Annotated in this window: 19 protein-coding genes; 12 read left to right on the top strand and 7 right to left on the bottom strand. The window is 73.6% G+C overall.

Annotation, left to right across the window (positions count from 1 at the left end; genetic code table 11):
- Positions 1-16: 16 nt before the first annotated feature.
- A complete protein-coding gene (locus tag ACI791_RS04170; protein WP_347059427.1) occupies positions 17-1,237 on the bottom strand; it encodes an acetyl-CoA C-acetyltransferase in 1,221 nt (406 codons plus the stop codon).
- Between the two features lie 124 nt (positions 1,238-1,361).
- Positions 1,362-2,393, bottom strand: a complete 1,032-nt coding sequence (locus ACI791_RS04165; protein WP_456584887.1) for an SGNH/GDSL hydrolase family protein — start codon at positions 2,391-2,393, stop codon at positions 1,362-1,364.
- A 92-nt stretch (positions 2,394-2,485) separates the two neighbouring features.
- Here ACI791_RS04165 and ACI791_RS04160 point away from each other — a divergent pair, with 92 nt between their 5' ends.
- On the top strand, positions 2,486-3,895 hold the full coding sequence (locus ACI791_RS04160; protein WP_456584886.1) for a DUF2252 domain-containing protein: 1,410 nt from the start codon (positions 2,486-2,488) through the stop codon (positions 3,893-3,895).
- Here the strand turns inward: ACI791_RS04160 and ACI791_RS04155 are convergent.
- Together ACI791_RS04155 and ACI791_RS04150 are read right to left on the bottom strand one after the other, a co-directional pair.
- Entirely contained in the window at positions 3,859-5,844 is a 1,986-nt protein-coding gene (locus ACI791_RS04155) for a VWA domain-containing protein (RefSeq protein ID WP_456584885.1), read from the bottom strand. The two genes, ACI791_RS04160 and ACI791_RS04155, sit on opposite strands and share 37 nt — an antisense overlap.
- 1 nt (position 5,845) lies before the next feature.
- The gene (locus ACI791_RS04150; protein WP_456584884.1) at positions 5,846-7,312 is read right to left on the bottom strand and encodes a sigma 54-interacting transcriptional regulator; all 1,467 of its coding nucleotides are present in this window, start codon (positions 7,310-7,312) and stop codon (positions 5,846-5,848) included.
- A gap of 70 nt (positions 7,313-7,382) precedes the next feature.
- Here ACI791_RS04150 and ilvA point away from each other — a divergent pair, with 70 nt between their 5' ends.
- The 4 genes from ilvA (at position 7,383) to ACI791_RS04130 (ending at position 12,695) form a co-directional block, all read left to right on the top strand.
- Entirely contained in the window at positions 7,383-8,648 is a 1,266-nt protein-coding gene (gene ilvA, locus ACI791_RS04145) for a threonine ammonia-lyase (RefSeq protein ID WP_456584883.1), read from the top strand.
- A gap of 105 nt (positions 8,649-8,753) precedes the next feature.
- Positions 8,754-9,746: an ATP-binding cassette domain-containing protein gene (locus ACI791_RS04140; protein ID WP_456584882.1), complete on the top strand. Its 993-nt coding sequence runs from the start codon at positions 8,754-8,756 to the stop codon at positions 9,744-9,746.
- Entirely contained in the window at positions 9,743-10,546 is an 804-nt protein-coding gene (locus ACI791_RS04135; RefSeq protein WP_456584881.1) for an ABC transporter permease, read from the top strand. The genes ACI791_RS04140 and ACI791_RS04135 overlap by 4 nt, the downstream gene beginning before the upstream one ends.
- Positions 10,547-10,634: 88 nt before the next feature.
- Positions 10,635-12,695 (top strand): M3 family metallopeptidase, encoded by a 2,061-nt coding sequence (locus tag ACI791_RS04130; RefSeq protein ID WP_456584880.1) that lies wholly within the window; start codon positions 10,635-10,637, stop codon positions 12,693-12,695.
- Between the two features lie 88 nt (positions 12,696-12,783).
- Here the strand turns inward: ACI791_RS04130 and ACI791_RS04125 are convergent, their stop codons facing one another.
- Positions 12,784-13,116 carry an RNHCP domain-containing protein gene (locus tag ACI791_RS04125; protein WP_456584879.1) on the bottom strand — a complete coding sequence of 111 codons (333 nt, stop codon included), beginning with the start codon at positions 13,114-13,116 and terminating at the stop codon, positions 12,784-12,786.
- A gap of 7 nt (positions 13,117-13,123) precedes the next feature.
- The gene (gene greA, locus ACI791_RS04120) at positions 13,124-13,690 is read right to left on the bottom strand and encodes a transcription elongation factor GreA (RefSeq protein ID WP_347059440.1); all 567 of its coding nucleotides are present in this window, start codon (positions 13,688-13,690) and stop codon (positions 13,124-13,126) included.
- A 181-nt stretch (positions 13,691-13,871) separates the two neighbouring features.
- On the opposite strand from greA, the gene mca reads away from it, so the two are divergent.
- The 3 genes from mca (at position 13,872) to ACI791_RS04105 (ending at position 16,569) form a co-directional block, all read left to right on the top strand.
- Entirely contained in the window at positions 13,872-14,759 is an 888-nt protein-coding gene (gene mca / locus ACI791_RS04115; protein ID WP_347059441.1) for a mycothiol conjugate amidase Mca, read from the top strand.
- Positions 14,756-15,085 carry a hypothetical protein gene (locus tag ACI791_RS04110; protein WP_456584878.1) on the top strand — a complete coding sequence of 110 codons (330 nt, stop codon included), beginning with the start codon at positions 14,756-14,758 and terminating at the stop codon, positions 15,083-15,085. Before mca ends, ACI791_RS04110 begins: the two co-directional genes overlap by 4 nt.
- 233 nt (positions 15,086-15,318) lie before the next feature.
- Positions 15,319-16,569 (top strand): geranylgeranyl reductase family protein, encoded by a 1,251-nt coding sequence (locus tag ACI791_RS04105; RefSeq protein WP_456584877.1) that lies wholly within the window; start codon positions 15,319-15,321, stop codon positions 16,567-16,569.
- 117 nt (positions 16,570-16,686) lie between these two features.
- On the opposite strand, the gene trhA is transcribed toward ACI791_RS04105, so the two are convergent.
- Positions 16,687-17,499 (bottom strand): PAQR family membrane homeostasis protein TrhA, encoded by an 813-nt coding sequence (gene trhA, locus ACI791_RS04100; protein ID WP_456584876.1) that lies wholly within the window; start codon positions 17,497-17,499, stop codon positions 16,687-16,689.
- A gap of 131 nt (positions 17,500-17,630) precedes the next feature.
- Between trhA and ACI791_RS04095 the strand changes: the two genes are divergently transcribed.
- The 4 genes from ACI791_RS04095 (at position 17,631) to ACI791_RS04080 (ending at position 21,788) form a co-directional block, all read left to right on the top strand.
- Complete coding sequence (locus ACI791_RS04095) at positions 17,631-18,419, top strand: isoprenyl transferase (protein WP_456584875.1); 789 nt, start codon at positions 17,631-17,633, stop codon at positions 18,417-18,419.
- 60 nt (positions 18,420-18,479) lie between these two features.
- Positions 18,480-19,697, top strand: coding sequence for a DUF885 domain-containing protein (locus ACI791_RS04090; RefSeq protein ID WP_456584874.1), 1,218 nt, complete (start codon positions 18,480-18,482; stop codon positions 19,695-19,697).
- 3 nt (positions 19,698-19,700) lie between these two features.
- Positions 19,701-20,090: a hypothetical protein gene (locus ACI791_RS04085; RefSeq protein ID WP_456584873.1), complete on the top strand. Its 390-nt coding sequence runs from the start codon at positions 19,701-19,703 to the stop codon at positions 20,088-20,090.
- Positions 20,091-20,492: 402 nt separating this feature from the next.
- Entirely contained in the window at positions 20,493-21,788 is a 1,296-nt protein-coding gene (locus tag ACI791_RS04080; RefSeq protein WP_456584872.1) for a PhoH family protein, read from the top strand.
- Positions 21,789-21,809 lie beyond the last annotated feature (21 nt).

Raw genomic sequence — 21,809 nt, 5'->3', positions numbered from 1 at the left:
GCCCCGGAGGAGCGAATCAGGAGAGGCGCTCGAGCACCATCGCCATGCCCATGCCGCCACCGACGCACATGGTCTCCAGGCCGAAGGTCACGTCCCGAGTCTGCAGGCCGTTGATCAGCGTGCCGGTGATCCGGGCCCCGGTGCTGCCGAAGGGGTGCCCGACGGCGATGGCGCCACCGTGCACGTTCAGCTTCTCGATCGGGACGTCGAGGTCCCGGTAGCTCGGGATGACCTGCGCGGCGAAGGCCTCGTTGATCTCGACGAGGTCGATGTCGTCGATGGTCATGCCGGCCCGCTGCAGGGCCAGACGGGAGGCGTCGACCGGGCCGTAGCCCATGATCTCCGGCGAGAGGCCGGTGACCGCGGTGGAGACCACGCGGGCCAGCGGGGTGAGACCCAGCTCGGCGGCCTTGGTGTCGCTCATGACGACCACGGCGGAGGCGCCGTCGTTGAGCGGGCAGGCGTTCCCCGCGGTGACCCGGCCGTCGGGGCGGAAGACCGGCTTCAGGCCGGAGATGCCCTCGAGCGTGGTGCCCGGGCGCGGGCCGTCGTCCTTGGTGACCACGGTGCCGTCGGGCAGGGTGATCGGGACGATCTCGCGCTCCCAGAAGCCGTTGTTGATCGACTCCTCGGCGAGGTTCTGGCTGCGGACGGCGAACTCGTCCATCTCCTGGCGGGTGACGCCCTTGAGCAGCGCCAGGTTCTCCGCGGTCTGCCCCATGGCGATGTAGACGTCGGGGATCTCGCCGTTCTGGCGCGGGTCGGTCCAGGAGTCGGCGCCGCTCTCGGCCACCTTCGCCACCCGGGCCTCGGCGTCGGCGAAGACCGGGTTCTTGGTGTCGGGGATCGCGTCGCTGTTGCCCTTCACGAACCGCGAGACGGTCTCCACGCCGGCGGAGATGAAGACGTCGCCCTCGCCGGCCTTGATGGCGTGCATGGCCATGCGGGTGGTCTGCAGGGACGAGGAGCAGTAGCGGGTGATCGTCGTGCCGGGCAGGTGGTCCATGCCCAGCAGCACGCTGACGACGCGCCCCATGTTGAAGCCCTGCTCGCCGCCGGGCAGGCCGCAGCCGAGCATCAGGTCGTCGATGTCGGTGGGGTCGAGGGCGGGCACCTTGTCCAGGGCGGCACGGACGACGGCGGCGGCCAGGTCGTCGGGCCGCATGTCCTTCAGCGAGCCCTTGAACGCACGACCGATGGGTGAGCGCGCGGTCGCGACGATGACGGCTTCGGGCATGAGAGCCTCCACGATGAGGGGGGTCCGGGCGCGGATCGCCGGACGTCGGTCACCTCGAAACTACCCGGCCCCGTCCCGGGTACCGCCCCGAGCACGCGAGGGGTGGGCAGGACGGGGTCCTTTCTCAGCCGGCGACCGGCGTGCCCGCCTCCGCCTCGGCGTGTTCCGCCTGCTCGGGCGTCGGCACCTCGGTGGGGCGGCGCCGCCGCAGCAGCGCCCACGGGCCGCGGGGGCCGGTGTCCGAGCCGGCCACCTCGGCGGCCTGCACCTCGGTGCCGGGACGGTTGGCGGCTCGTGCCGCGGCGCGGGCGACGGGCCGGACGGTGCCGCGGCGGAGCGAGCGCAGGCCCCGGTCCGCGCGCGCCGGCCACACGCCGAGCGCGTCGGCGACCGACGGCAGCAGCACCGCTGCTGCCGCGGCGTAGCCGGCGCCGCTGGGATGGAACTCGTCCACGCTGAACATGGTGCGGTCGGAGGCGAACGCGGGCCCGAGCAGCGAACCGAGGGAGACCGTCCGGCCCCCGGCCTCGACGACGGCGACGGTCTGCGCGGCTGCCATCTGCCGGCTCCACCGGCGGGCCAGCGTGCGCAGCGGCTGGGCGATCGGCCGGATGGTGCCCAGGTCGGGGCAGGTGCCGACGACGACCTCGCAGCCGGCCGCGGTCAGCCGGCGGACCGCATCGGTGAGGTGGCCGACGGAGACCGCCGTCGAGGTGCGGGCGGTGACGTCGTTGGCCCCGATCATGATCACCGCGACCGTCGGCTGCTCGGCCAGGGCGCGGTCGACCTGCACCTCCAGGTCGGCGGCGCGGGCGCCGGACTTCGCCAGGCGCACCAGGCGGACCGGCCGCTCGGCGAGCTCGGCCAGGCCCGCGGCGACGAGCACGCCGGGGGTCTCGGCGGCGCGGTGCACGCCGAGCCCGACGGCGCTGGAGTCACCCAGTACGGCCAGCACGATCGGCGTGCCGCGGCCCCGGCCGTAGACCCCGTCGCCCGACGGCGGGTCGCCCTTGGTGGTGCGGGCCTCGACCCTGCGGCGGGCGGCCCGTGCCTCCTCGCGGAGCAGGGCGACCAGGGCGGCCCCGGCGATGCCCATCCCGCCGCCGCCGTACGCGGCTCCGGTGGCCAGCCGTCGGGCCGTGTCCGTGCGGATCATGGTCCCTCCGTCCCTGGTCGGTGCATGCGTCGGGGCGCCACCGACGTTATCGGCCCCCTACGGTGCAACCTGTGCCCCCATCCCTCCCTGGTGTGAGCCAGTCCCCCGACCCCGACGACCGGACGCGGCAGATCGTCGACGTCCTCGTCGAGGCCTTCGGCGAGCTCATGGACGCCGACGCCGATGCCTTCCGTACGAAGTTCCGCAAGATGGCGGCCGATCCGTTCGCCTTCTACCGGGGGAGCGCCCCTCTGTTCTACGCCGACATGGCGACGACGGAGGATCGGTGGTGCGACGAGCGCACGTCGCGCGTGTGGATCCAGGGTGACCTGCACGCGGAGAACTTCGGCACCTACATGGACAGCGCCGGCCGGATCGTCTTCGACGTCAACGACTTCGACGAGGCCTACCTCGGGCACGTCAGCTGGGACCTGCGCCGCTTCTGCGCCAGCTTCGCGTTGCTGTCGTGGCGCAAGGCGCTCGGTGACGATGTCATCAGCGAGCTGCTGGGCGTCTACCTCCGTGCCTATCTGGAGCAGGTGGAGGCGTTCACCCGCTCCGACGAGGACCGGTCGTTCGCGCTGCTCGCCGGGAACACCGAGGGCGCGGTGCGCGAGCTGATCCTGGAGACGACGGCGCGCACCCGCATGGGCCTGCTCGACCGCATGACCGTGGTGGAGGACTTCCAGCGGCGCTTCGCCGACCGGGCCCGCAACCGCCGGCTCGGCGACGAGGAGCGGGACCGCGTGCTCGCCGCCCTCGAGCGCTACCGGCAGACCGTGCCGAAGGGGCAGCGGCGCCGGGAGGTCACCTACGACGTGAAGGACGTCATCGGCACCGGCGGGTTCGGCATCGGCAGCGCCGGGCTGCCGGCCTACAACGTCCTGCTCGAGGGGTACGACCAGGCGCTGGAGAACGACGTCGTCCTGTCGCTGAAGCAGGGCAACGTGGCGGCGCCCAGCCGGGTCGTCACCGACCCGGAGATCCGCGGCTACTTCGAGAACGAGGGCCACCGCACGGCGCTGAGCCAGCGGTCGCTGCAGGCGAACACCTCGCAGTTCCTCGGTTACACCGAGATCGACGGGCGGGGCTTCGTCGTCGCCGAGCTCTCGCCCTACGAGCTCGACCTGGACTGGGACGACCTCACCGAGCCCGAGGAGATCGCCCCGGTGCTGACCCAGCTCGGCCGCGCCACCGCGAAGCTGCACTGCGTCGGCGACGCCGACAGCGACCACACCCTGGTGCCGTTCCAGACCGAGGAGGCGATCACCGCCATGGTGGGCGACCGGCGGGAGGAGTTCGTCGCCGACCTGGTCGAGTTCGCGCACTCCTACGCGCACCGCACTCAGACCGATCACCGGCTGTTCGTGAACGCCTTCCGCGCGGGGGCCATCCCGGGGATCAGCTCCAGCGGCTCGCTCCCCCTGCCGGGGGGCCGATCGACCGCAACTGCGCACTCGACCGCTCAGCGCGCGCGTCGTCCCCGGCGGGTGCGGAGGTAGTCGGCGACGACGTACTCGCCGAGCCGCTCGGTGTCGGGCTGGAACACGCGTCCACCGGCCCGCTGGGTCAGGTCGTGGACGAAGTGCACCAGGCCGGGGTCGGGGTCGAGGGCGAAGACGTTAACCGTCGCCCCCGACCGGGCCACCCGCTCCACCTCGGCCACGGTCCGGGCGATCGTCTCCGGCATCGGCGGCCAGCAGAAGAACGGCGTCCCGTCGTCCTCCAGGTGGGCGGTCGGCTCCCCGTCGGTGACCACCAGGACGACCGGCTCGGCGTCCCGGTGCCGGGCCAGGAACCGCCGGGCCAGCATCAGCCCGTGCTGGAGGTTGGTGCCCTGCAGTGTGTCCACGGAGAGCTCGGCGAGGGTCTCCGGGCGCAGCACCTGGGCGGTGGACGAGAAGCCGATGATCTCGATGGCGTCCTGCGGGAAGCGGGTGGTCACCAGCGAGTGCAGCGCCATCGCCGTCGACTTCGCCGCCCCCCAGGTGCCGCGCAGCGCCATGGAGTAGGACAGGTCGACCAGCAACGCGACGGCGGCGCCGGTGCGCCGCTCGGTCTCCACCACCTGGAAGTCCTCGACGGCGATGCGGACCCGCCGCTGCCCCTCCCGGCGTGGCTCGCCCGCCGTCCGCAGCACGGCGTTGCGGACGGTGCGGACGACGTCCAGCGGCTGCTCGTCGCCGAACCGCCACTCCCGCGAGCCGCCGGTGAGTTCCCCGGCCGCGCCGGCGTCGGCGACGTCGTGCTCGCCGCGGCCGGTGGCGTCGAGCTGGGCGAAGACCCGGCGCAGCGCGGTCGCGCCCAGCCGGCGGACGGCCTTGGGAGAGAGCTCCAGGGTGCCCCCGGACCGGTTCAGGTAGCCCTGTCGCTCCAGCTCCCGCTCGAGCTGCCGGAGCGCGGCCAGGTCGTCGGCGGCGGAGCGGCCGAGCGCACGCTGCAGCAGCTCCTCGTCGACGTCGGCCAGCGAGGCGCCGGCGTAGCCCTGCGAGAGCTGGTTCGACAGCGCCTCCAGGTCGGCGAGCTCGGCCACGGCGCTGGTGGCGTCGCCCAGGCCCAGGGGCTGCTCGCCGTCGGGGACCTGCCCGCGCTGCCCCCACGGCAGATCGGGGCGGGCCTGGCGCAGCGCGTCGGAGAGGTGGGCCATCTCGCTGGCCAGCCCCATGTCCTCCATCGTCTGCGCCATCAGCTCGGCCAGCTCGGCGCGCTGCTCGGGGGAGAGGCCGGCCATCATCCGCTCCTGCGCGGCCGCCCGGCGGGCCAGCGAGTCGATGAGCTCCTCGACCGACTGCGGCTCGTCGGGGAAGAACTGCCCGTGGTCCTGCATGAAGTCGGCGAACTGCTGGTCGGTGTCCTCACCCCGGTTGTGCGCGTCGACCAGCCGGGACAGGTCGGCGACCATGTCCTTGACCGCCTGCAGGTCCTGCTCGCCGGCGTCCTGCAGCGCCTGCTTCATCGAGGCGAACGAGCTGTCGAGCACCTCCCGGCGCAGCAGGTCCTGGATCTGCTCGTAGGCCTGCCGCCCCTCCGCCGAGCGCCACGACCAGTCTCTGAGCGCGCGGACCGCCCCGGAGGTGTCCTCCGGCAGCGCGTCGAGCTCGGCCTCGGCCAGGCGCGCGGCGTCGTCGGGGTCGGGGAACAGCTCGCGGCGCTCGGCCTCGACGGCCCGGTCGAGCAGCTCCCGGACCTCCTGCAGGGTGCCGTCCATCCGCCCGGCGGTGCGCGCCTTGCGCAGCCGGTCGCGCACCGCCCGGCGCAGCTCGTCGAGCCCGCGCCGGCCCTCGGTGCCCCGGCGCAGCAGCTCGCGCAGCGCCTCGCGCACCCCGCTGCCGCCCAGCACCGAGTCGCCGATCTCGTCGACGGCGTTGCCCAGGTCGTAGGGCGGGGCCAGCGGGTCGGGGCCGCCCCGCCAGGCCCCGTACCGGTAGCCGCGTGGACGTCGCGTGCTCACGTCAGGCCCCGTAGACGGTGCGGCCGCCGTCGGTGTCCTTGGCCAGCCGGCGGGTGAGGTGCAGCCCCTCCAGCGCGAACTCCACGGCCGCCGCCGCCTGCTCGGCGGACTGGTCGCCCTCGGGCACGCCGAGCCGACCGAGCAGCTCGGCCAGCTTCGGGATCGTGCCCAGCTGGCCCAGCAGCGCCGGGGCGGGCACCAGGTCGCCGGACTCGACGGTCTCCCCGCCGGTGAAGTGCTCCTGCAGGCCGGTGAGGTCGAGCCCGGCGCAGCGGGCGCGGAAGGTCTGCGCGGTCGCCTGGCGCAGCAGGTGCTCGAGGATCTCCAGCTCGCGGTCGTCGTCGGGGTCGGAGCCCGCGTCCGCGAACTCCACCTTGCCGCGGCTGGCCGGGACGATGCTCGGCAGGTCCACGACCCGGGCCACCGGCCGCGCCTCCCCGGCCACGGCGGCGCGGCGGACGGCGGAGGCGGCGACGGTCTCCAGGCCCGCGATGGCGAACCGGGCGCTGACGCCGGAGCGCTGGTCGACGTGGCTGGACTCGCGGACCAGCCGGGTGAACCGCGCGACGATCTCCACCAGGTGGGCCGGGACGACGGGCGCGTCGAGGGCGTCCTGCCCGCCCGGTGCCCCGAGCCCGCTGGTCTGCGCCTCCTGCTCCAGCAGCCGGATCTCGTCGGCGAGCTCGATCGGGTAGTGGGTCCGCACCTCGGCGCCGAACCGGTCCTTGAGCGGGGTGATGATCCGCCCGCGGTTGGTGTAGTCCTCGGGGTTGGCGCTGGCCACCAGCAGCAGGTCCAGGGGGAGCCGCACCCGGTAGCCGCGGATCTGGATGTCCCGCTCCTCCAGGACGTTGAGCAGCGCCACCTGGATGCGCTCGGCGAGGTCGGGCAGCTCGTTGACGCTGAAGATGCCGCGGTTGGTGCGGGGGACGAGGCCGTAGTGGACGGTCTCCGGGTCGCCGAGCGTGCGGCCCTCGGCGACCTTGATCGGGTCGACGTCGCCGATGAGGTCGCCGACGCTGGTGTCCGGCGTCGCCAGCTTCTCGCCGAACCGCTCGCTGCGGTGCAGCCAGCCCACGGGAGCGGCGTTCCCGTGCTCGGCGATCTGCCGGTGTGCCCAGACGCTGATGGGGCTGAGCGGGTGCTCGTTGAGCTCGCTGCCGACCAGGACCGGTGTCCACTCGTCGAGCAGTCCGACCAGGGTGCGGATCAGCCGGGTCTTGCCCTGGCCGCGCTCACCGAGGAGCACGAGGTCGTGGCCGGCGATGAGTGCCCGCTCGACCTCGGGGAGCACGGTGTCCTCGAAGCCGACCATGCCGGGCAGGGTCGCCTCGCCGGCGGCGAGGCGGGCGAGCAGGTTGGCGCGGATCTCCGCCTTGACCGGGCGGAAGGGAACTCCGGTGGCGCGGAGCTCGCCAAGGGTGGTGGGTGCGGGGGCGGGGGTTGCCGGTGCGGGGCTGTCCGTCACCTCCGCCACGGTACGACGAGGAGCGCGGGTCCGGGCGCCCGTCGTCGCCGCCGCCTGCGAGGATCCCCGGGTGACCGGATCCGGTGGGCCGCCGCTCGTCACCGGCAAGGACGTCGAGGCGGCGGCGGAGCTGCTCGCCGGCGTCGTCCGGCGCACCCCGCTGGAGCACTCGCGCGGGCTGGCCGATCGCGCGGGCGGCCCGGTGTGGCTCAAGTGCGAGAACCTGCAGCGCGCCGGGTCGTTCAAGATCCGCGGTGCCTACACGCGGATCGCCCGGCTGAGCGACGGCGAGCGGGCCCGCGGAGTGGTCGCCGCCAGCGCTGGGAACCACGCCCAGGGGGTTGCCCTCGCCGCGCGACTGCTGGGCGCCGAGGCGACGGTCTACATGCCGGAGACCGCGCCGCTGCCCAAGGTGGCCGCCACGCGCCACTACGGCGCCACCATCGAGATGCTCGGGCAGTCGCTGGCCGAGCCGCTGGTGGCCGCCGCCGAGCACGCCCGGCGGACCGGGGCGGTCTTCATCCACCCGTTCGACCACCCGGACGTCATCGCCGGGCAGGGGACCGTCGGGCTGGAGGTTCTCGAGCAGTGCCCCGAGGTGGCGACGGTCCTGGTCTGCGCCGGCGGCGGGGGACTGGTCTCGGGCATCGCGGCCGCGGTCAAGGAGCGCCGTCCCGACGTGCGGGTCGTCGCGGTGCAGGCGGAGTCGGCGGCGGCATTTCCCGGCTCGCTGGCGGCGGGGCGTCCGATCGCGCTGGACAGCATGGCGACGATGGCCGACGGCATCGCGGTCCCGATGCCCGGGGACCTGACCTTCGCCCACGTGCGGCGCCTGGTCGACGAGGTGCGCACGGTCAGCGAGGAGGACCTGTCCCGGGCACTGCTGTTCTGCCTGGAGCGGGCCAAGCTCGTCGTCGAGCCGGCCGGTGTCGCGGCGGTGGCCGCCGTCCTGGCCGACCCGGCGGCGTTCGCACCGCCCGTGGTGGCGGTCGTCTCCGGCGGCAACATCGACCCGGTGCTGTTGCTCAAGGTCGTCCAGCACGGCATGGCCGCGGCGGGGCGGTACCTCTCGCTGCGCCTGCGGGTGCCCGACCGCCCGGGCTCGCTGGCAGCCGTCCTCGCCGAGCTCGCCGCCGTGGGCGCCAACGTGCTGGAGGTCGAGCACGAGCGCACCGGCACCCGGCTGCGGATCGGCGAGGTGGAGGTCTTCGTCGTCCTGGAGACCCGCGGGCCCGCGCACGCCGACGAGGTGGTGTCCGCGCTGCGCCGAGCCGGCTACGCCGCCACCCCCGAGCAGTCGCGCACCGATGAGTCCGCCGGGCCCCTCCGGTCCTAGCTCCCGACCTCGCACCGTGCGGGGCGCGGAGCGAGGAGCACGGATGTGCACGCCATCGAGGAAAGCGTTCGAGAACTGTCACCGCCGCCCCCTAGCGTGCGTCTCATGACCGACGCGATCGTGGTCGAGGGGCTGGTCAAGCGCTTCGGCGCCACCACCGCGCTCGACGGGGTGTCCCTGACCGTGGCCGAGGGCTCGGTGCTCGGGCTGCTCGGCCCGAACGGCGCGGGGAAGACGACGGTGGTGCGCATCCTCACCACCCTGCTCGCCGCCGACGAGGGGCGGGCGGAGGTCGTGGGGCTCGACGTGGCCCGGGACGCCGACCGGGTGCGCGCGGCGATCGGGCTCACCGGCCAGTACGCCGCCGTCGACGAGTACCTCACCGGCTTCGAGAACCTGGAGATGGTCGGGCGGCTCTACCGGCTCGGCAAGGCCGAGGCGCGCAGGCGGGCCGGCGAGCTGCTCGAGCGCTTCGACCTCTCCGGGGCGGCGAACCGGCCGGCGAAGACCTACTCCGGCGGCATGCGGCGCCGCCTGGACATCGCGGCCTCGCTGATCAACCGCCCGCCGGTGCTGTTCCTCGACGAGCCGACCACCGGTCTCGACCCGCGCAGCCGGCTGGCCATGTGGGAGTTCATCTCCGAGCTCGCCGACGGCGGGACGACGATCCTGCTCACCACGCAGTACCTGGAGGAGGCCGACCGGCTGGCCGACCGCATGGTGGTGATCGACCGCGGCCGGGTCATCGCCCGCGGCACCGCCGACGAGCTCAAGGCGCAGGTAGGGGGCCGGCGGCTGGAGTTCACCGTCACCGACGCCAGGGTGCTCCCCGACATGGTGCAGCGGCTGGCGCCGCTGGCGGTGGAGCAGCCACAGGTCGACGGGCCGGGCCGACGACTCAGCCTGCCGGTCAGCGGTGGAGCGGAGGTGCTCGCCGACGCGCTGCGCCGGCTCGACGGCTGCGCCGCGGAGATCGTCGACGTCGGTCTCCGACGCCCCGACCTCGACGACGTCTTCCTGGCGCTGACCGGGCGGGTCGCCGAGGACGGCGACGAGGCCGCCGCGCCCGCCGCCGCGACCGTGGGGAGTGACCGATGAGCTCGCTGTCCGTCGCCGTCGAGGACGGCCTGACGATCACCCGCCGCAACCTGGTCAAGGTCAAGCGGGTACCGGAGCTGATCGTCTTCGCGACGCTGTCGCCGATCATGTTCGTGCTGCTGTTCCGCTACGTGTTCGGCAGCGCCATCCCCATCCAGGGCATCAGCTACGCGGAGTTCCTGCTGCCCGGGATCTTCGCGCAGACCATCGTCTTCGGGAGCACGATCACCGGGGCCAGCCTGGCCGAGGACCTGCAGAAGGGGCTTATCGACCGGTTCCGCTCCCTGCCCATGGCGCCGTCGGCCGTGCTGGTCGGCCGCACCGTCGCCGATGTCGCGCTCAACGCGCTGTCCATCGTCGTCATGGGCGTCACGGGGCTGGTCGTCGGGTGGCGGATCCGGTCGTCGATCGGCGAGGCGCTGGCCGGGTTCGCGCTGCTGCTGCTGTTCGCCTACGCCATGAGCTGGCTGATGGCGACCGTCGGGTTGCTGGTCCGGGCCCCGGAGGTGGTGCAGCAGGCCAGCTTCATCGTGATTTTCCCGCTCACCTTCATCGCCAACACCTTCGTCCCGACGGGCAACTTCCCGACGGTGCTGAAGTGGATCGCCGACTGGAACCCGGTGTCGGCGGTCGTGCAGGCGGCCCGGGAGCTGTTCGGCAACACCGCTCCGGTCCTCGAGGTCACCGACGCGTGGTCCCTGCAGAACCCCGTGCTCTACACGCTGCTGTGGTCGGCCGTCCTGCTCGCCGTCTTCATCCCTCTCTCGGTGAGGATCTACCAGCGCACGGCCAGCCGCTGAGCGAGCGCGCCTGCGCCGGCACCGGATCGCGGCACCGCTCGCGGTGGCCCCTGCGGCAGGTCACGGCGGGGGTGGAGACTGGCGACCGATGAGCGCCGAGTCCACCCCCGCCCTGTCCGTCGACAACCCGCTCGCCGCGCCGTCGGAGCTGCCGTTCGGGCTGCCCCCGTTCGGCGGGATCACCCTCGAGCACTGCCGCGAGGCGCTGCTGGCGGGCATGGCCGAGCACCGGCGGGAGGTGGCGACCATGGTCGCGGACCCCGAGCCGCCGACCTTCGAGAACACCATCGTGGCGCTGGAGCGGTCCGGGGCGCTGCTGGATCGGGCGTGGTCGGTGTTCGGCAACCTCTCCTCCTCGGTGGCCACCCCCCGGCTGCGGGAGATCGAACGGGAGATCGCCCCGCTGGCCGCCGCGCACGAGGACGCCCTGCGGCTGGACCCGGCCGTCTTCGCCCGGGTGGATGCGGTCCACGGCGCCCGGCACGACGCCGGGCTGGACGCCGAGGCGCTGCGCCTGGTCGAGCGTTACCACCTCGACTTCGTGCTCGCCGGTGCTCGGCTCGACGACACCGACAGGGCCCGTCTCGGCGAGCTGAACCAGGAGCTGTCGGAGCTCTCGACGACATTCGGGCAGAACCTCCAGCTGGCGACTGAGGCCGCGGCGGTCCACGTCACCGACGCGGCCCAGCTGGACGGGCTCACCGGCGAGGAGCTGGCCACCGCCGCGCGGGCAGCTGCCGACCGCGGCCTCGACGGGTACCTGCTCACCCTGGTGCTCCCCACCGGCCAGCCGGTGCTCACCAAGCTGCGTGACCGGGAACTGCGCCGCCGGGTGTTCGAGGCGTCCACGAGCCGGGCCTCGGCGGGCGAGCACGACAACCGGCCGGTCGCCGAGCGGATCGCCCGGGCGCGGGCCGAGCGTGCCCGGCTGCTCGGCTTCGACACCCACGCCGACCTCGTGCTCGCCGACTCCACTGCCCGCACCACGGCCGCGGTCGACGAGATGCTCGCCTCGATGGTGCCGGCGTCGGTGGCCAACGCGGAGGCGGAGGCCGACGTGCTGCGGGAGGTCGCCGCCCGCGACGGCGTCGAGCTCGCCGCCTGGGACTGGGCCTTCTACTCCGAGCAGGTGCGGACCGAGCGCTACGCCGTCGACACCGCCGCGCTGCGCCCCTGGTTCGAGCTGGACCGGGTCCTGGTCGACGGCGTCTTCTCCGCAGCGGTTCGGCTCTACGGCTTCCGGTTCACCCCGCGCCCCGACCTCGCCGGCTACCACCCCGACGTCCGGGTGTGGGAGGTCCGCGACGCCGACGGCGCCGAGGTCGGGCTCTACCTGGGTGACTTCTTCGCCCGCGAGGGAAAGCGCGGCGGAGCGTGGATGAGCTCGTTCGTGCGCCAGTCGCGGTTGCTCGGCACCCGCCCGGTCGTCGTCAACAACCTCAACGTGTCGCGGGCGCCCGACGGGCAGCCCACACTGCTCACGCTCGATGAGGTGAACACCCTCTTCCACGAGTTCGGGCACGCGCTGCACGGGCTGAGCTCCGCGGTGACCTACCCGCGCTTCTCGGGCACCGCGGTGCCGCGCGACTTCGTCGAGTTCCCGAGCCAGGTCAACGAGATGTGGGCGCTCTGGCCCGAGGTCCTGGCCGACTACGCGCGGCACGTGGAGACCGGCGAGCCGCTGCCGAGGTCGGTCGTCGAGGCGATCGACGCCGCGCGGCTGTGGGGCGAGGGCTTCGCGACGCTGGAGTACCTCGGCGCCACCCTGCTGGACCAGGCGTGGCACCGCATCACCCCGGAGACCGGGATCGGCGACCCGGTGGCCTTCGAGCGCGCCGCCCTGGAGGCGGCGGGTGTGGCCTCCGGGCTCGTGCCGCCGCGGTACCGGACCACGTACTTCCAGCACGTCTTCGCCGGCGGGTACTCGGCCGGTTACTACTCCTACATCTGGTCGGAGGTGCTCGACGCCGACACCGTGGAGTGGTTCAAGGAGAACGGCGGCCTGCGCCGGGAGAACGGCGACGCCTTCCGGCAGCGGCTGCTCGCGGTGGGTGGCTCGGTCGACCCGCTGGATGCCTTCCGCGCCGTGCGTGGGCGCGACGCCGACCCCCAGCCGCTGCTCCGCCGCCGGGGCCTGGCGCCGGCCTGATCGCCGGGACCGCCGCTCTGGGGGGCGGTTCTCGCGCTGCGGGTCCCGCAGAACTCCCGAGCCGGGAGTTCGCCCCCCAGAGCGCCACTCAGAGCCAGGGAAGGCTGAGCACCAGGTCCAGGTCGTCAGGAGCGTCGCCGTCGCGGACCAGCCGGTTGGGCTGGCGGTGGCCGCACGCCGTGCAGCGGTGGACCACCTGCCAACCCTTGCCCGACTTCTCCACCAGCCCGATCGGCTCCATGGGCTGCCGGCACTCGCTGGCGCGGTCGCCCGGCAGGTCGTCGACGTGCAGCGACCACAGGCAGTACGGGCAGTGGTTGCGGTAGTGCCCGTCGGTGTTCGCCGGCACCCGTGCGGCGCAGTGCACGCACGGGAAGCCGGTGTTCTCCGCCCGCCGGGAACGGGCGCGCGGCGCGGTCACCGAACGGTCAGGGGACGAACGGCTCGATGCCGACGACCTCGACGGTGATGCTCCGGCCGTTGGGCGCCTGGTAGGTGACCTTCTGGCCCGGCTTCGCGCCCATGATCGCCGCGCCGAGGGCCGATTCGGGGGAGTAGACGGTCAGGTCCGTCGTGCCTGCGATCTCGCGCGAACCGAGCAGGAACTTCTCGGTGTCGTCGTCGCCCTCGAACCGGATGGTGATGACGGTGCCGGTGGCGGCGTGCGTGACCTTCGTCGGCGGCTCGCCCACGTGCGCCTTGCGCAGCAGGTCGGTGAGCTGGCGGATGCGCCCCTCCTGCTTGCCCTGCTCGTCCTTGGCGGCGTGGTAGCCGCCGTTCTCCTTGAGGTCACCCTCCTCTCGGCGGGCGTTGATCTCGGCGGCCATGGCCGGGCGGTTTGCCACCAGCTGGTCGAGCTCGGCCTTCAGCCGGTCATGGGCCTCCTGGGTGAGCCAGATGCCCTGGTCCTGCTCGTCAGTGGGGGTGGACACGTGGGAGAACTCCTGGAACTCGGGGTGCCGCCCGGTGCGGACGGCGGTGGTCGATCCGGCCAAGCTAACACCGCGGGAGCGGCCGACGCTGCGATGCGCGGCCCCGCCCGGGATGCGGAACCGCAGTGTATCGGGGCGTGATCGACGACACGTTCCAGCCGTTCGGGCCGCTCACCCGCGAGGCGTCTGCCACACACGGCTGACCATCCGCCGTCGGCGTCGTCCGGCGAGGGACACTGTCCGGGTGACCCAACCCGACCAGCTGCGCCTGCTCGCCGTGCACGCTCACCCGGACGACGAGTCGAGCAAGGGCGCCGCCACGATGGCGAAGTACGTCGCCGAGGGCGTCCGCGTGATGGTGGCCACCGCCACCGGCGGCGAGCGCGGCTCGGTGCTCAACCCGGCGATGGACCGCCCCGAGGTCTGGGAGCGGCTGCCGCAGATCCGCGTCGAGGAGATGGCCAGGGCCCGCGAGATCCTCGGCATCGAGCAGGAGTTCCTCGGCTTCGTCGACTCCGGGCTGCCCGAGGGCGACCCGCTGCCCCCGCTGCCGGAGGGCTGCTTCGCCCTCGTGCCGATCGAGGAGGCCGCTGCTCCGCTGGTCGCGCTGATCCGCCGCTTCAAGCCGCAGGTGATCACCACCTACGACGAGCGCGGCGGGTACCCGCACCCCGACCACGTCAAGACCCACGAGATCTCGGTGCACGCCTTCGAGGCCGCCGGCGATCCCGACCGGTACCCGGAGCTCGGCGACCCCTGGCAGCCGAGCAAGCTCTACTACCACATGAGCTTCACGCTGCCCCGCACGAAGGCGCTGCACGAGGCCATCCTCGCGACCGGTGCGGAGTCGCCGTACGCCGAGTGGCTGGAGAAGTGGGACCCCGCGCACGACATCTCCCACCGGGTCACCACCCGCGTCCCGTGCGGTGAATACTTCCCGGTGCGCGACGCCGCGCTGATCGCGCACGCCACCCAGATCGACCCGCTGGGCCGCTGGTTCGCCTGCCCGGTGGACACTCAGCAGCAGATCTGGCCCACGGAGGACTACGAGCTGGCCCGCTCGCTGGTCGACACCACCACCCCGGAGGACGACCTGTTCGCCGGCATCCGCAGTGAGGTGACCGTCCGATGACCGCACCCGTGGACGCGGTGAGCATTCTCGCCGCGGCTCAGCAGCAGCTCCCGCAGGACGTCGGGAAGGCCGGCCCGCTCGGCCTGCTCCTGATCGTGGTGCTCTTCATCGCGGCCGCGCTGCTGGTCAGGTCCATGAGCGGCCATCTGAAGAAGCTGCCCCGCAGCTTCGACCCCGCGGACCAGGAGGAGCGGGTCGAGGTCCCCGACGACCTCTCCGGTCTGGACGAGGCCCGGCGCGAGGCCGGTCAGGAGCTGCTCGACACCCTGCGGCGGGCGCCACTGGCGATCGAGCCGCCGCGCCGGGACGGCGACGCCCGGAGCTGACCTCCGCCGGGACCGCCGGGAGAACCGCGGCGGAACGCGCGCTCGTTGGTTCACCCGGCGAAGCGGCAGGATCTGGGCTCCGCTCTGGGCGCAAGGGACGGCCGTTCCCGCGGACGCCCGTCCGCGACTGGCTGACCGAGCCGCGGGGGGCCATGGCCTCGGTCGAGGAGGTCCGGGCCCGGGGCCGCAGGTCGGCTGACCCCGGTGACCGGCGGCCAGGGACACTGGGTGCCGTGCCCGTCGACGCCCTTCCCGCAGCCAGCGACGTCCTCGTGGTGGGTGCGGGCCCGGCGGGGTCCGCCGCCGCCGCGTGGGCGGCCCGTGCCGGGCGCGACGTGGTGCTCGCCGACGCCGCGGTCTTTCCGCGTGACAAGACCTGCGGTGACGGGCTGACCCCGCGGGCGATCGCCGAGCTGGACCACCTGGGCCTGGGGGAGTGGGCGCGGTCGAAGGCCCGCAACCGGGGCCTGCGCGCCGCCGGGTTCGGCCGGGAGTGGCAGCTGCCCTGGCCGGGTGGCGCCTTCCCCGACCACGGCAGCGCCGTGCCGCGCACCGAGCTGGACGCCCGCATCCGGCAGGCGGCGCTCGACGCCGGTGCGGTCGCCGCCGACGGCACCCGGGCCGTCGACGTCGAGCGGGACGGCGACCGGGTCACCGGTGTGGTGTTCGAGCACGCAGACGACAGCCGGAGCACGGTCTCCTGCCGGCGGCTCGTCGTCGCCGACGGGGTGCGCTCCCCGCTGGGCCGGGTGCTCGGGCGCGAGTGGCACCGCGACACCGCCTACGGGGTCGCCGCGCGTGGCTACGCGACCTCCGGCCGCGCTGACGACGAGTGGATCTCCTCCCACCTGGAGTTGCGCGGCGCCGACGGCGAGCTGCTGTCCGGCTACGGCTGGGTGTTCCCGCTGGGCGCCGAGGCCGGCGAGGTCAACATCGGCGTCGGCACCCTGGCCACCTCCCGCCGTCCGGCCGGGGTGCAGCTGAAGGCGCTGCTGGAGACCTACACCGAGTCCAGGCGCGGGGAGTGGCGGCTGGACGGCGACGTCCGGCTGCCGGCGTCGGCGCTGCTGCCCATGGGGGGTGCGGTGTCCGGCGTGGCCGGGCGGAACTGGGCGCTGATCGGGGACGCGGCCGGGTGCGTGAACCCGCTCAACGGCGAGGGCATCGACTACGGCCTGGAGACCGGGCGCACCCTCGCCGGGCTGCTCGGCGAGGACGACTGGACCGCGGCGTGGCCGGCGACGCTGCGCCGGCACTACGGCGAGGCGTTCTCCATCGCGCGGCGGCTGGCCGGGCTGCTCACGGTGCCGCGCTTCCTCCCGGCGGCCGGGCCGGTCGGCATGCGCTCGCGGGCGCTGATGACCGTGGCGCTGCGGGTGATGGGCAACCTCGTCACCGACGAGGACCGCGACGCCGTCGCCCGCCTCTGGCGCACGGCGGGACGGCTGTCCGTGCGCTTGGACGACCGCAAGCCCTTCAGCTGACCACCAGCGGCGACAGCCGGTCCGGGCGAGCGGGGGCCCGAAGGGTCCCCCGAGGACGGACGGGAAGGACTCAGCGCAAGCGGCGAGCGGTAATCGGCCGCGGTGTCTGACCGGAGGTCAGACGAATGGAGAGTTGTACACCGCGAAGTACACGGCGATGTAGTGGCAGATCGCCGCGACGACGGTCATCGCGTGGAAGACCTCGTGGTAGCCGAAGGTGCCCGGCCAGGGATTCGGCTTCTTGATGCCGTAGGTGATCCCGCCGACGGTGTAGAGCACCCCGCCGGCGGCGAGCAGCACGAGCGAGGCGACGCCGGCGATGTGCAGGATGTCGGTGAGGATGAAGACGGCGACCCAGCCGAGGCCGATGTAGAGCGGGACGCCGACCCACCGCGGCGCCGTCGGCCAGGTCATCTTGAGGCAGACGCCGGCCAGGGCACCGGCCCAGACGCCGGCTAGGATCGAGTAGCCGGTCGGCTGGTCGACGGCGAGCAGCGCGAACGGCGTGTACGTGCCCGCGATGAACAGGAAGATCATCGAGTGGTCGAGCCGCTTCATGATCTTCCAGCCGCGCGGTGACCAGCGCCGGCGGTGGTAGAGCGCGCTGATGCCGAACAGCCCGCAGATGGTGAGGCAGTAGACCGCCACCGACCACCCCGCCCGGGCGCCCTGCACCGAGGCCAGCGGAACGAGCACCGCTCCGGCGACGATCGCGCCGAAGAAGGAGAACAGGTGGATCCACCCCCGCGCGCGGGGTCGCGTGTCGGGGTGCTCCCAGTCGTCGTCGTCGAAGTCCGCGGCCGTCCAGGTCTGCTCGACCTGCTCGCCCTCCGCGGCGACGGTGCCGATCGCCTCCCGGTCCTCGGACTGGAGCTCCGCCCCGTCGGCCTCCACCCGGACTGCGGCGCGATCGGAGGATGGAACGGTCATGGGCCCGAGGCTACGGAGCCGTAGGTTCTGCGTCATCCGGAACGGGCTGTGAGGTTCCTGCCAGGCCGGATGCCGGTGGAGGCGCGACCGGCCCGGCGGGCTCCCGGCCGACCGGCGGCGAGGGGCCTAGGGTGACCGCCGTGGGGGTGCGCCGGCGGGTCCGTGACGCGCTCATCCAGCTCTACGAGCGGCGGCTGGCGCGTGCGCTGGTGGACGCCGACGTGCCCAGGCACGTCGGCGTGATCATGGACGGCAACCGGCGGTGGGCGCGCTCGATCGGCCTGGAGGACGTCGTCCACGGGCACCGCCGCGGCGCGGACAAGATCGTCGACCTGCTCGGCTGGTGCGACGACGCCGGGGTGCAGGTGGTCACCCTGTTCATGCTCTCCACCGACAACCTGCGCCGGCCCGACTCCGAGCTGCAGCCGCTCCTGCGGATCATCGAGGACGTCGCGGTCGACCTCTCCCGCCCGGGCCGGCGGTGGAAGGTGCGGCAGATGGGGGCGGCGGAGGTGCTGCCGCCGGAGACGGTCGCCGTCCTCAAGCAGGCCGAGGAGGACACCCGCGACCGGGCGGGGGCGACGGTGAACCTCGCGGTCGGCTACGGCGGACGGCGGGAGATCGCCGACGCGGTCCGCTCCCTGCTGGCCGAGCACGCGGCCCGCGGCACCTCGCTGGAGGAGCTGGTGGAGGTGCTCGACGTGGAGCACATCGCCGACCACCTCTACACCCGTGGCCAGCCCGACCCCGACCTGGTCATCCGCACGAGCGGGGAGCAGCGGATGTCGGGCTTCCTGCTGTGGCAGACGGCCAACGCGGAGTTCCACTTCACCGACGTCTACTGGCCGGACTTCCGGCGGATCGACTTCCTGCGCGCGCTGCGTGACTACTCCGCGCGCCACCGGCGGTTCGGCGAGTAGGGCCGGCCGACGCCCGGCACCGGCGGTCCGGGCCGCGGCCGCGGCTGCGAGACTGCCTCCATGACCGCGGGAACTCTGGACGTCGCCCTGGAGTACGTGCGGCTGGGGCTGCGCTTCGACCGTCTGGAGTCCGGCTTCGTCGACGCCTACACCGGCGACCCGCGGATCCGGGCGCAGGTGCAGGACGAGCCCGCCCCCACGCCGCAGCAGCTGCGCGACCGCGCGCGGGAGCTGCTGCGCCACCTCGACATCGCGGGCCTGCCCGACGACCGAGCGGACTTCCTCCGCGGTCAGCTCACCGGCCTGGAGTGCAGCGCCCGGAAGATGAGCGGGGAGCCGGTCGGCTTCGTCGAGGAGGTCCGCAGCTACTTCCAGGTCGACGTCGAGCTCGGCGACGACGCCGCGTACGCCGGCGCGCACGCGGAGCTGGACGCCCTGCTGCCCGGCGACGGCTCGCTGGCGGAGCGGTACGCGGCGCACCGGCGTCGGGAGGAGTGCCCGCCGGACCGGCTGGAAACCGCGGTGCAGGCGCTGTCGAGCGCGCTGCGCGACCGGGTGCGGGGCCAGTACGGGCTCCCGGAGATCGAGACGGTGCGGTACGAGGTGGTCACCGACAAGCCGTGGTCGGGGTTCAACTACTACGAGGGCGGCTACCGGTCCCGCGTCGCCATCAACGCCGACCTGCCGCACCGGCTCTCGCAGCTGCCGCACCTGGTGGCGCACGAGTCCTATCCCGGGCACCACACCGAGCACTGCCGCAAGGAGACCGGTCTGGTCGAGCGGTCGGGGCGGCTGGAGCACACGGTCTTCCTGGTCAACACCCCCGAGTGCCTGATGGCCGAGGGACTGGCCGACCTCGGCGTGCCTGCGGCCATCGGCGAGGACTGGGGGGCCTGGTCGGCGGAGATCCTGGGTGACCTCGGGCTCCGGTTCGACGGCGTCCTCGCCGAGCGGATCGCGGCCGCGGCGGCCCCGCTCAACCGGGTGCGGCAGGACGCCGCGGTGCTCCTGCACGACCGGGGGGCCGACGCCGACGAGGTCAGCGCCTACCTGCAGCGGTGGGCCCTGGTCAGCCCCGAGCGGGCCCGGCAGCAGATCCGCTTCCTCACCGATCCGCTGTGGCGGGCCTACATCTCCACCTACGTGGAGGGGTTCGACCTGCTCTCGCGGTGGCTGGCCGCCCGCCCCGCGGCGCAGCCGGTCGCCGACCGCTTCGTCCGCCTGCTCGACGAGCCGCTGACCCCGCAGCGGATCGCCGCCGAGATCCCGGCCGCCTGACCCGTGCGCGCCCGTTCCCCGGTACAGGCCCGGTTCCTGGGGCTGTGGACCGCGGGCTGGCTGGCCGCGCTGCTCGTCGCGGGCATGGTCCGGTTCGGTGACCCCGCGGTGCAGTGGCCGGTGCTGCTGGTGCCCGCCGTCTGGGCGCTGGTCGCGCTCCGCCCCCGGCGCCCGGCGCGGGGTCCCGTGCACTCCCGGCGTCACGAGGACCGGTGGGCCGACGAGGAGGAGTGGGCCGACGAGCGGTACGAGGACGGGCCGTACGACGAGGCGTGGGACGAGGAGGCGTGGGACGGCGACGACCGCCGGTGGCCGCCACCGGGCGAGCGCACCGACACGGTCGAGCGATCGGCGCTGCGCCCCCGGTCCGACGGCACCGGCGAGCGGTGGTGACCGGCCCCCGCCGACGCCCCGGGCAACCGGCGGCTACGGCACCGCGACCGCGTGGTGGGGCGTCGTCGACGACGGTGCTGCCGGCGGTGCTCGGGTGGTTCCCGGGGGTGCGCCGGTTCCGCCGCGGATCGGACTTCCCGACCGTGTGGGACCGCTGGTGCGCTTGAGCCGTACGGGTGACATGCACTCCTTCTCGTCGGGTGCACGTCACGCGGATGTCACTCCCCGGGCCTAGCGTCCGCGGTGAACGGCGAGCTGCCCTCGCCGTTCACGGGAGGCCCGGTTGGTGCGACTGCGTTCGTCGTCCAGAGGGGCCGGTACCCGGCCCCTGTGCCGGGGCCCGGTCACCTTCGAGCCGGGGCGCGCTCTGTCATCGGAGTGGCGCCCCACGGGAGCCGACTCGTGAACACTCGCCGCACGTTCGTCCTCGACACCTCGGTCCTGCTCTCCGACCCCGGCGCGCTGCTGCGCTTCGGGGACGCCGACGTGGTGCTGCCGCTCGTCGTCATCGGAGAGCTGGAGGACAAGCGCAACCACCCGGAGCTGGGGTGGTTCGCCCGCCAGACGCTGCGCATCCTGGACGACCTGCGGGTCACCCACGGCCGGCTCGACGCCCCCGTCCCGGTGGGGGAGGAGGGCGGCACGCTGCACGTCGAGCTGAACCACAGCGACCCGTCGGTGCTGCCGGCCGGCTTCCGGAACGACAGCAACGACAGCCGGATCATGATGGTGGCGCTCAACCTGCGGGCCGAGGGCAGGAACGTCTGCCTGGTGACCAAGGACGTGCCGCTGCGGGTCAAGGCGGCGGCGGTCGGCCTGGAGGCCGACGAGTACCGGGTGCTCGACGCCGTCGACGCCGGCTGGACCGGGATGACCGAGCTGAGCCTCGACGACGCGGAGCTCGACGAGCTCTACGAGACGGGCGAGGCATTCCTGCCGGCTGCGGCCGAGCTGCCCACGCACACCGGGCTGGTGCTGCTCTCCTCGCGCGGCTCCGCGCTGGGCCGGGTGCTGCCCGACAAGCAGGTGCGCCTGGTCCGCGGTGACCGTGAGGCGTTCGGGCTGCACGGGCGCTCGGCCGAGCAGCGGGTGGCCCTGGACCTGCTGCTGGACCCGGAGATCGGCATCGTGTCGCTCGGTGGCCGGGCGGGCACCGGCAAGTCGGCGCTGGCGCTGTGCGCCGGGCTCGAGTCGGTGATGGAGCGGCGGGCGCACAAGAAGGTGGTCATTTTCCGGCCGCTGTACGCCGTCGGCGGGCAGGAGCTCGGCTACCTGCCGGGCAGCGAGGGCGAGAAGATGTCGCCCTGGGCGCAGGCGGTCTACGACACCCTCGGCGCCCTGGTCTCCCGGGAGGTCCTCGAGGAGATCGCCGCCCGCGACCTCATCGAGGTCCTCCCGCTCACCCACATCCGCGGGCGGTCGCTGCACGACTCCTTCGTGATCGTCGACGAGGCGCAGTCGCTCGAGCGGGGTGTGCTGCTGACCGTGCTGTCCCGGCTGGGCAGCAACTCGCGGGTGGTGCTCACCCACGACGTCGCCCAGCGGGACAACCTCCGGGTCGGCCGGCACGACGGGATCACCGCGGTCATCGAGAAGCTCAAGGGGCACGTGCTGTTCGCGCACATGACGCTCACCCGGTCCGAGCGCTCGCCGATCGCCGCCCTGGTCACCGAGATGCTGGAGGACCTGCCGCTCTGACCTGACCCGCGGCCGCTCTGG

The organism is Blastococcus sp. SYSU DS0973, from assembly GCF_054051055.1.
Note: the sequence above shows the minus strand (reverse complement) of the source record. Positions and strands in the feature narration are given on the sequence as shown.

Bases quoted from the DNA above. Each gene is read 5' to 3' on its own strand.
- ACI791_RS04170 (WP_347059427.1), bottom strand. From the start codon at position 1,237: ATGCCCGAAGCCGTCATCGTCGCGACCGCGCGCTCACCCATCGGTCGT.
- ACI791_RS04165 (WP_456584887.1), bottom strand. From the start codon at position 2,393: ATGATCCGCACGGACACGGCCCGACGGCTGGCCACCGGAGCCGCGTAC.
- ACI791_RS04140 (WP_456584882.1), top strand. From the start codon at position 8,754: ATGACCGACGCGATCGTGGTCGAGGGGCTGGTCAAGCGCTTCGGCGCC.
- ACI791_RS04135 (WP_456584881.1), top strand. From the start codon at position 9,743: ATGAGCTCGCTGTCCGTCGCCGTCGAGGACGGCCTGACGATCACCCGC.
- ACI791_RS04130 (WP_456584880.1), top strand. From the start codon at position 10,635: ATGAGCGCCGAGTCCACCCCCGCCCTGTCCGTCGACAACCCGCTCGCC.
- ACI791_RS04110 (WP_456584878.1), top strand. From the start codon at position 14,756: ATGACCGCACCCGTGGACGCGGTGAGCATTCTCGCCGCGGCTCAGCAG.
- trhA (WP_456584876.1), bottom strand. From the start codon at position 17,499: ATGACCGTTCCATCCTCCGATCGCGCCGCAGTCCGGGTGGAGGCCGAC.
- ACI791_RS04090 (WP_456584874.1), top strand. From the start codon at position 18,480: ATGACCGCGGGAACTCTGGACGTCGCCCTGGAGTACGTGCGGCTGGGG.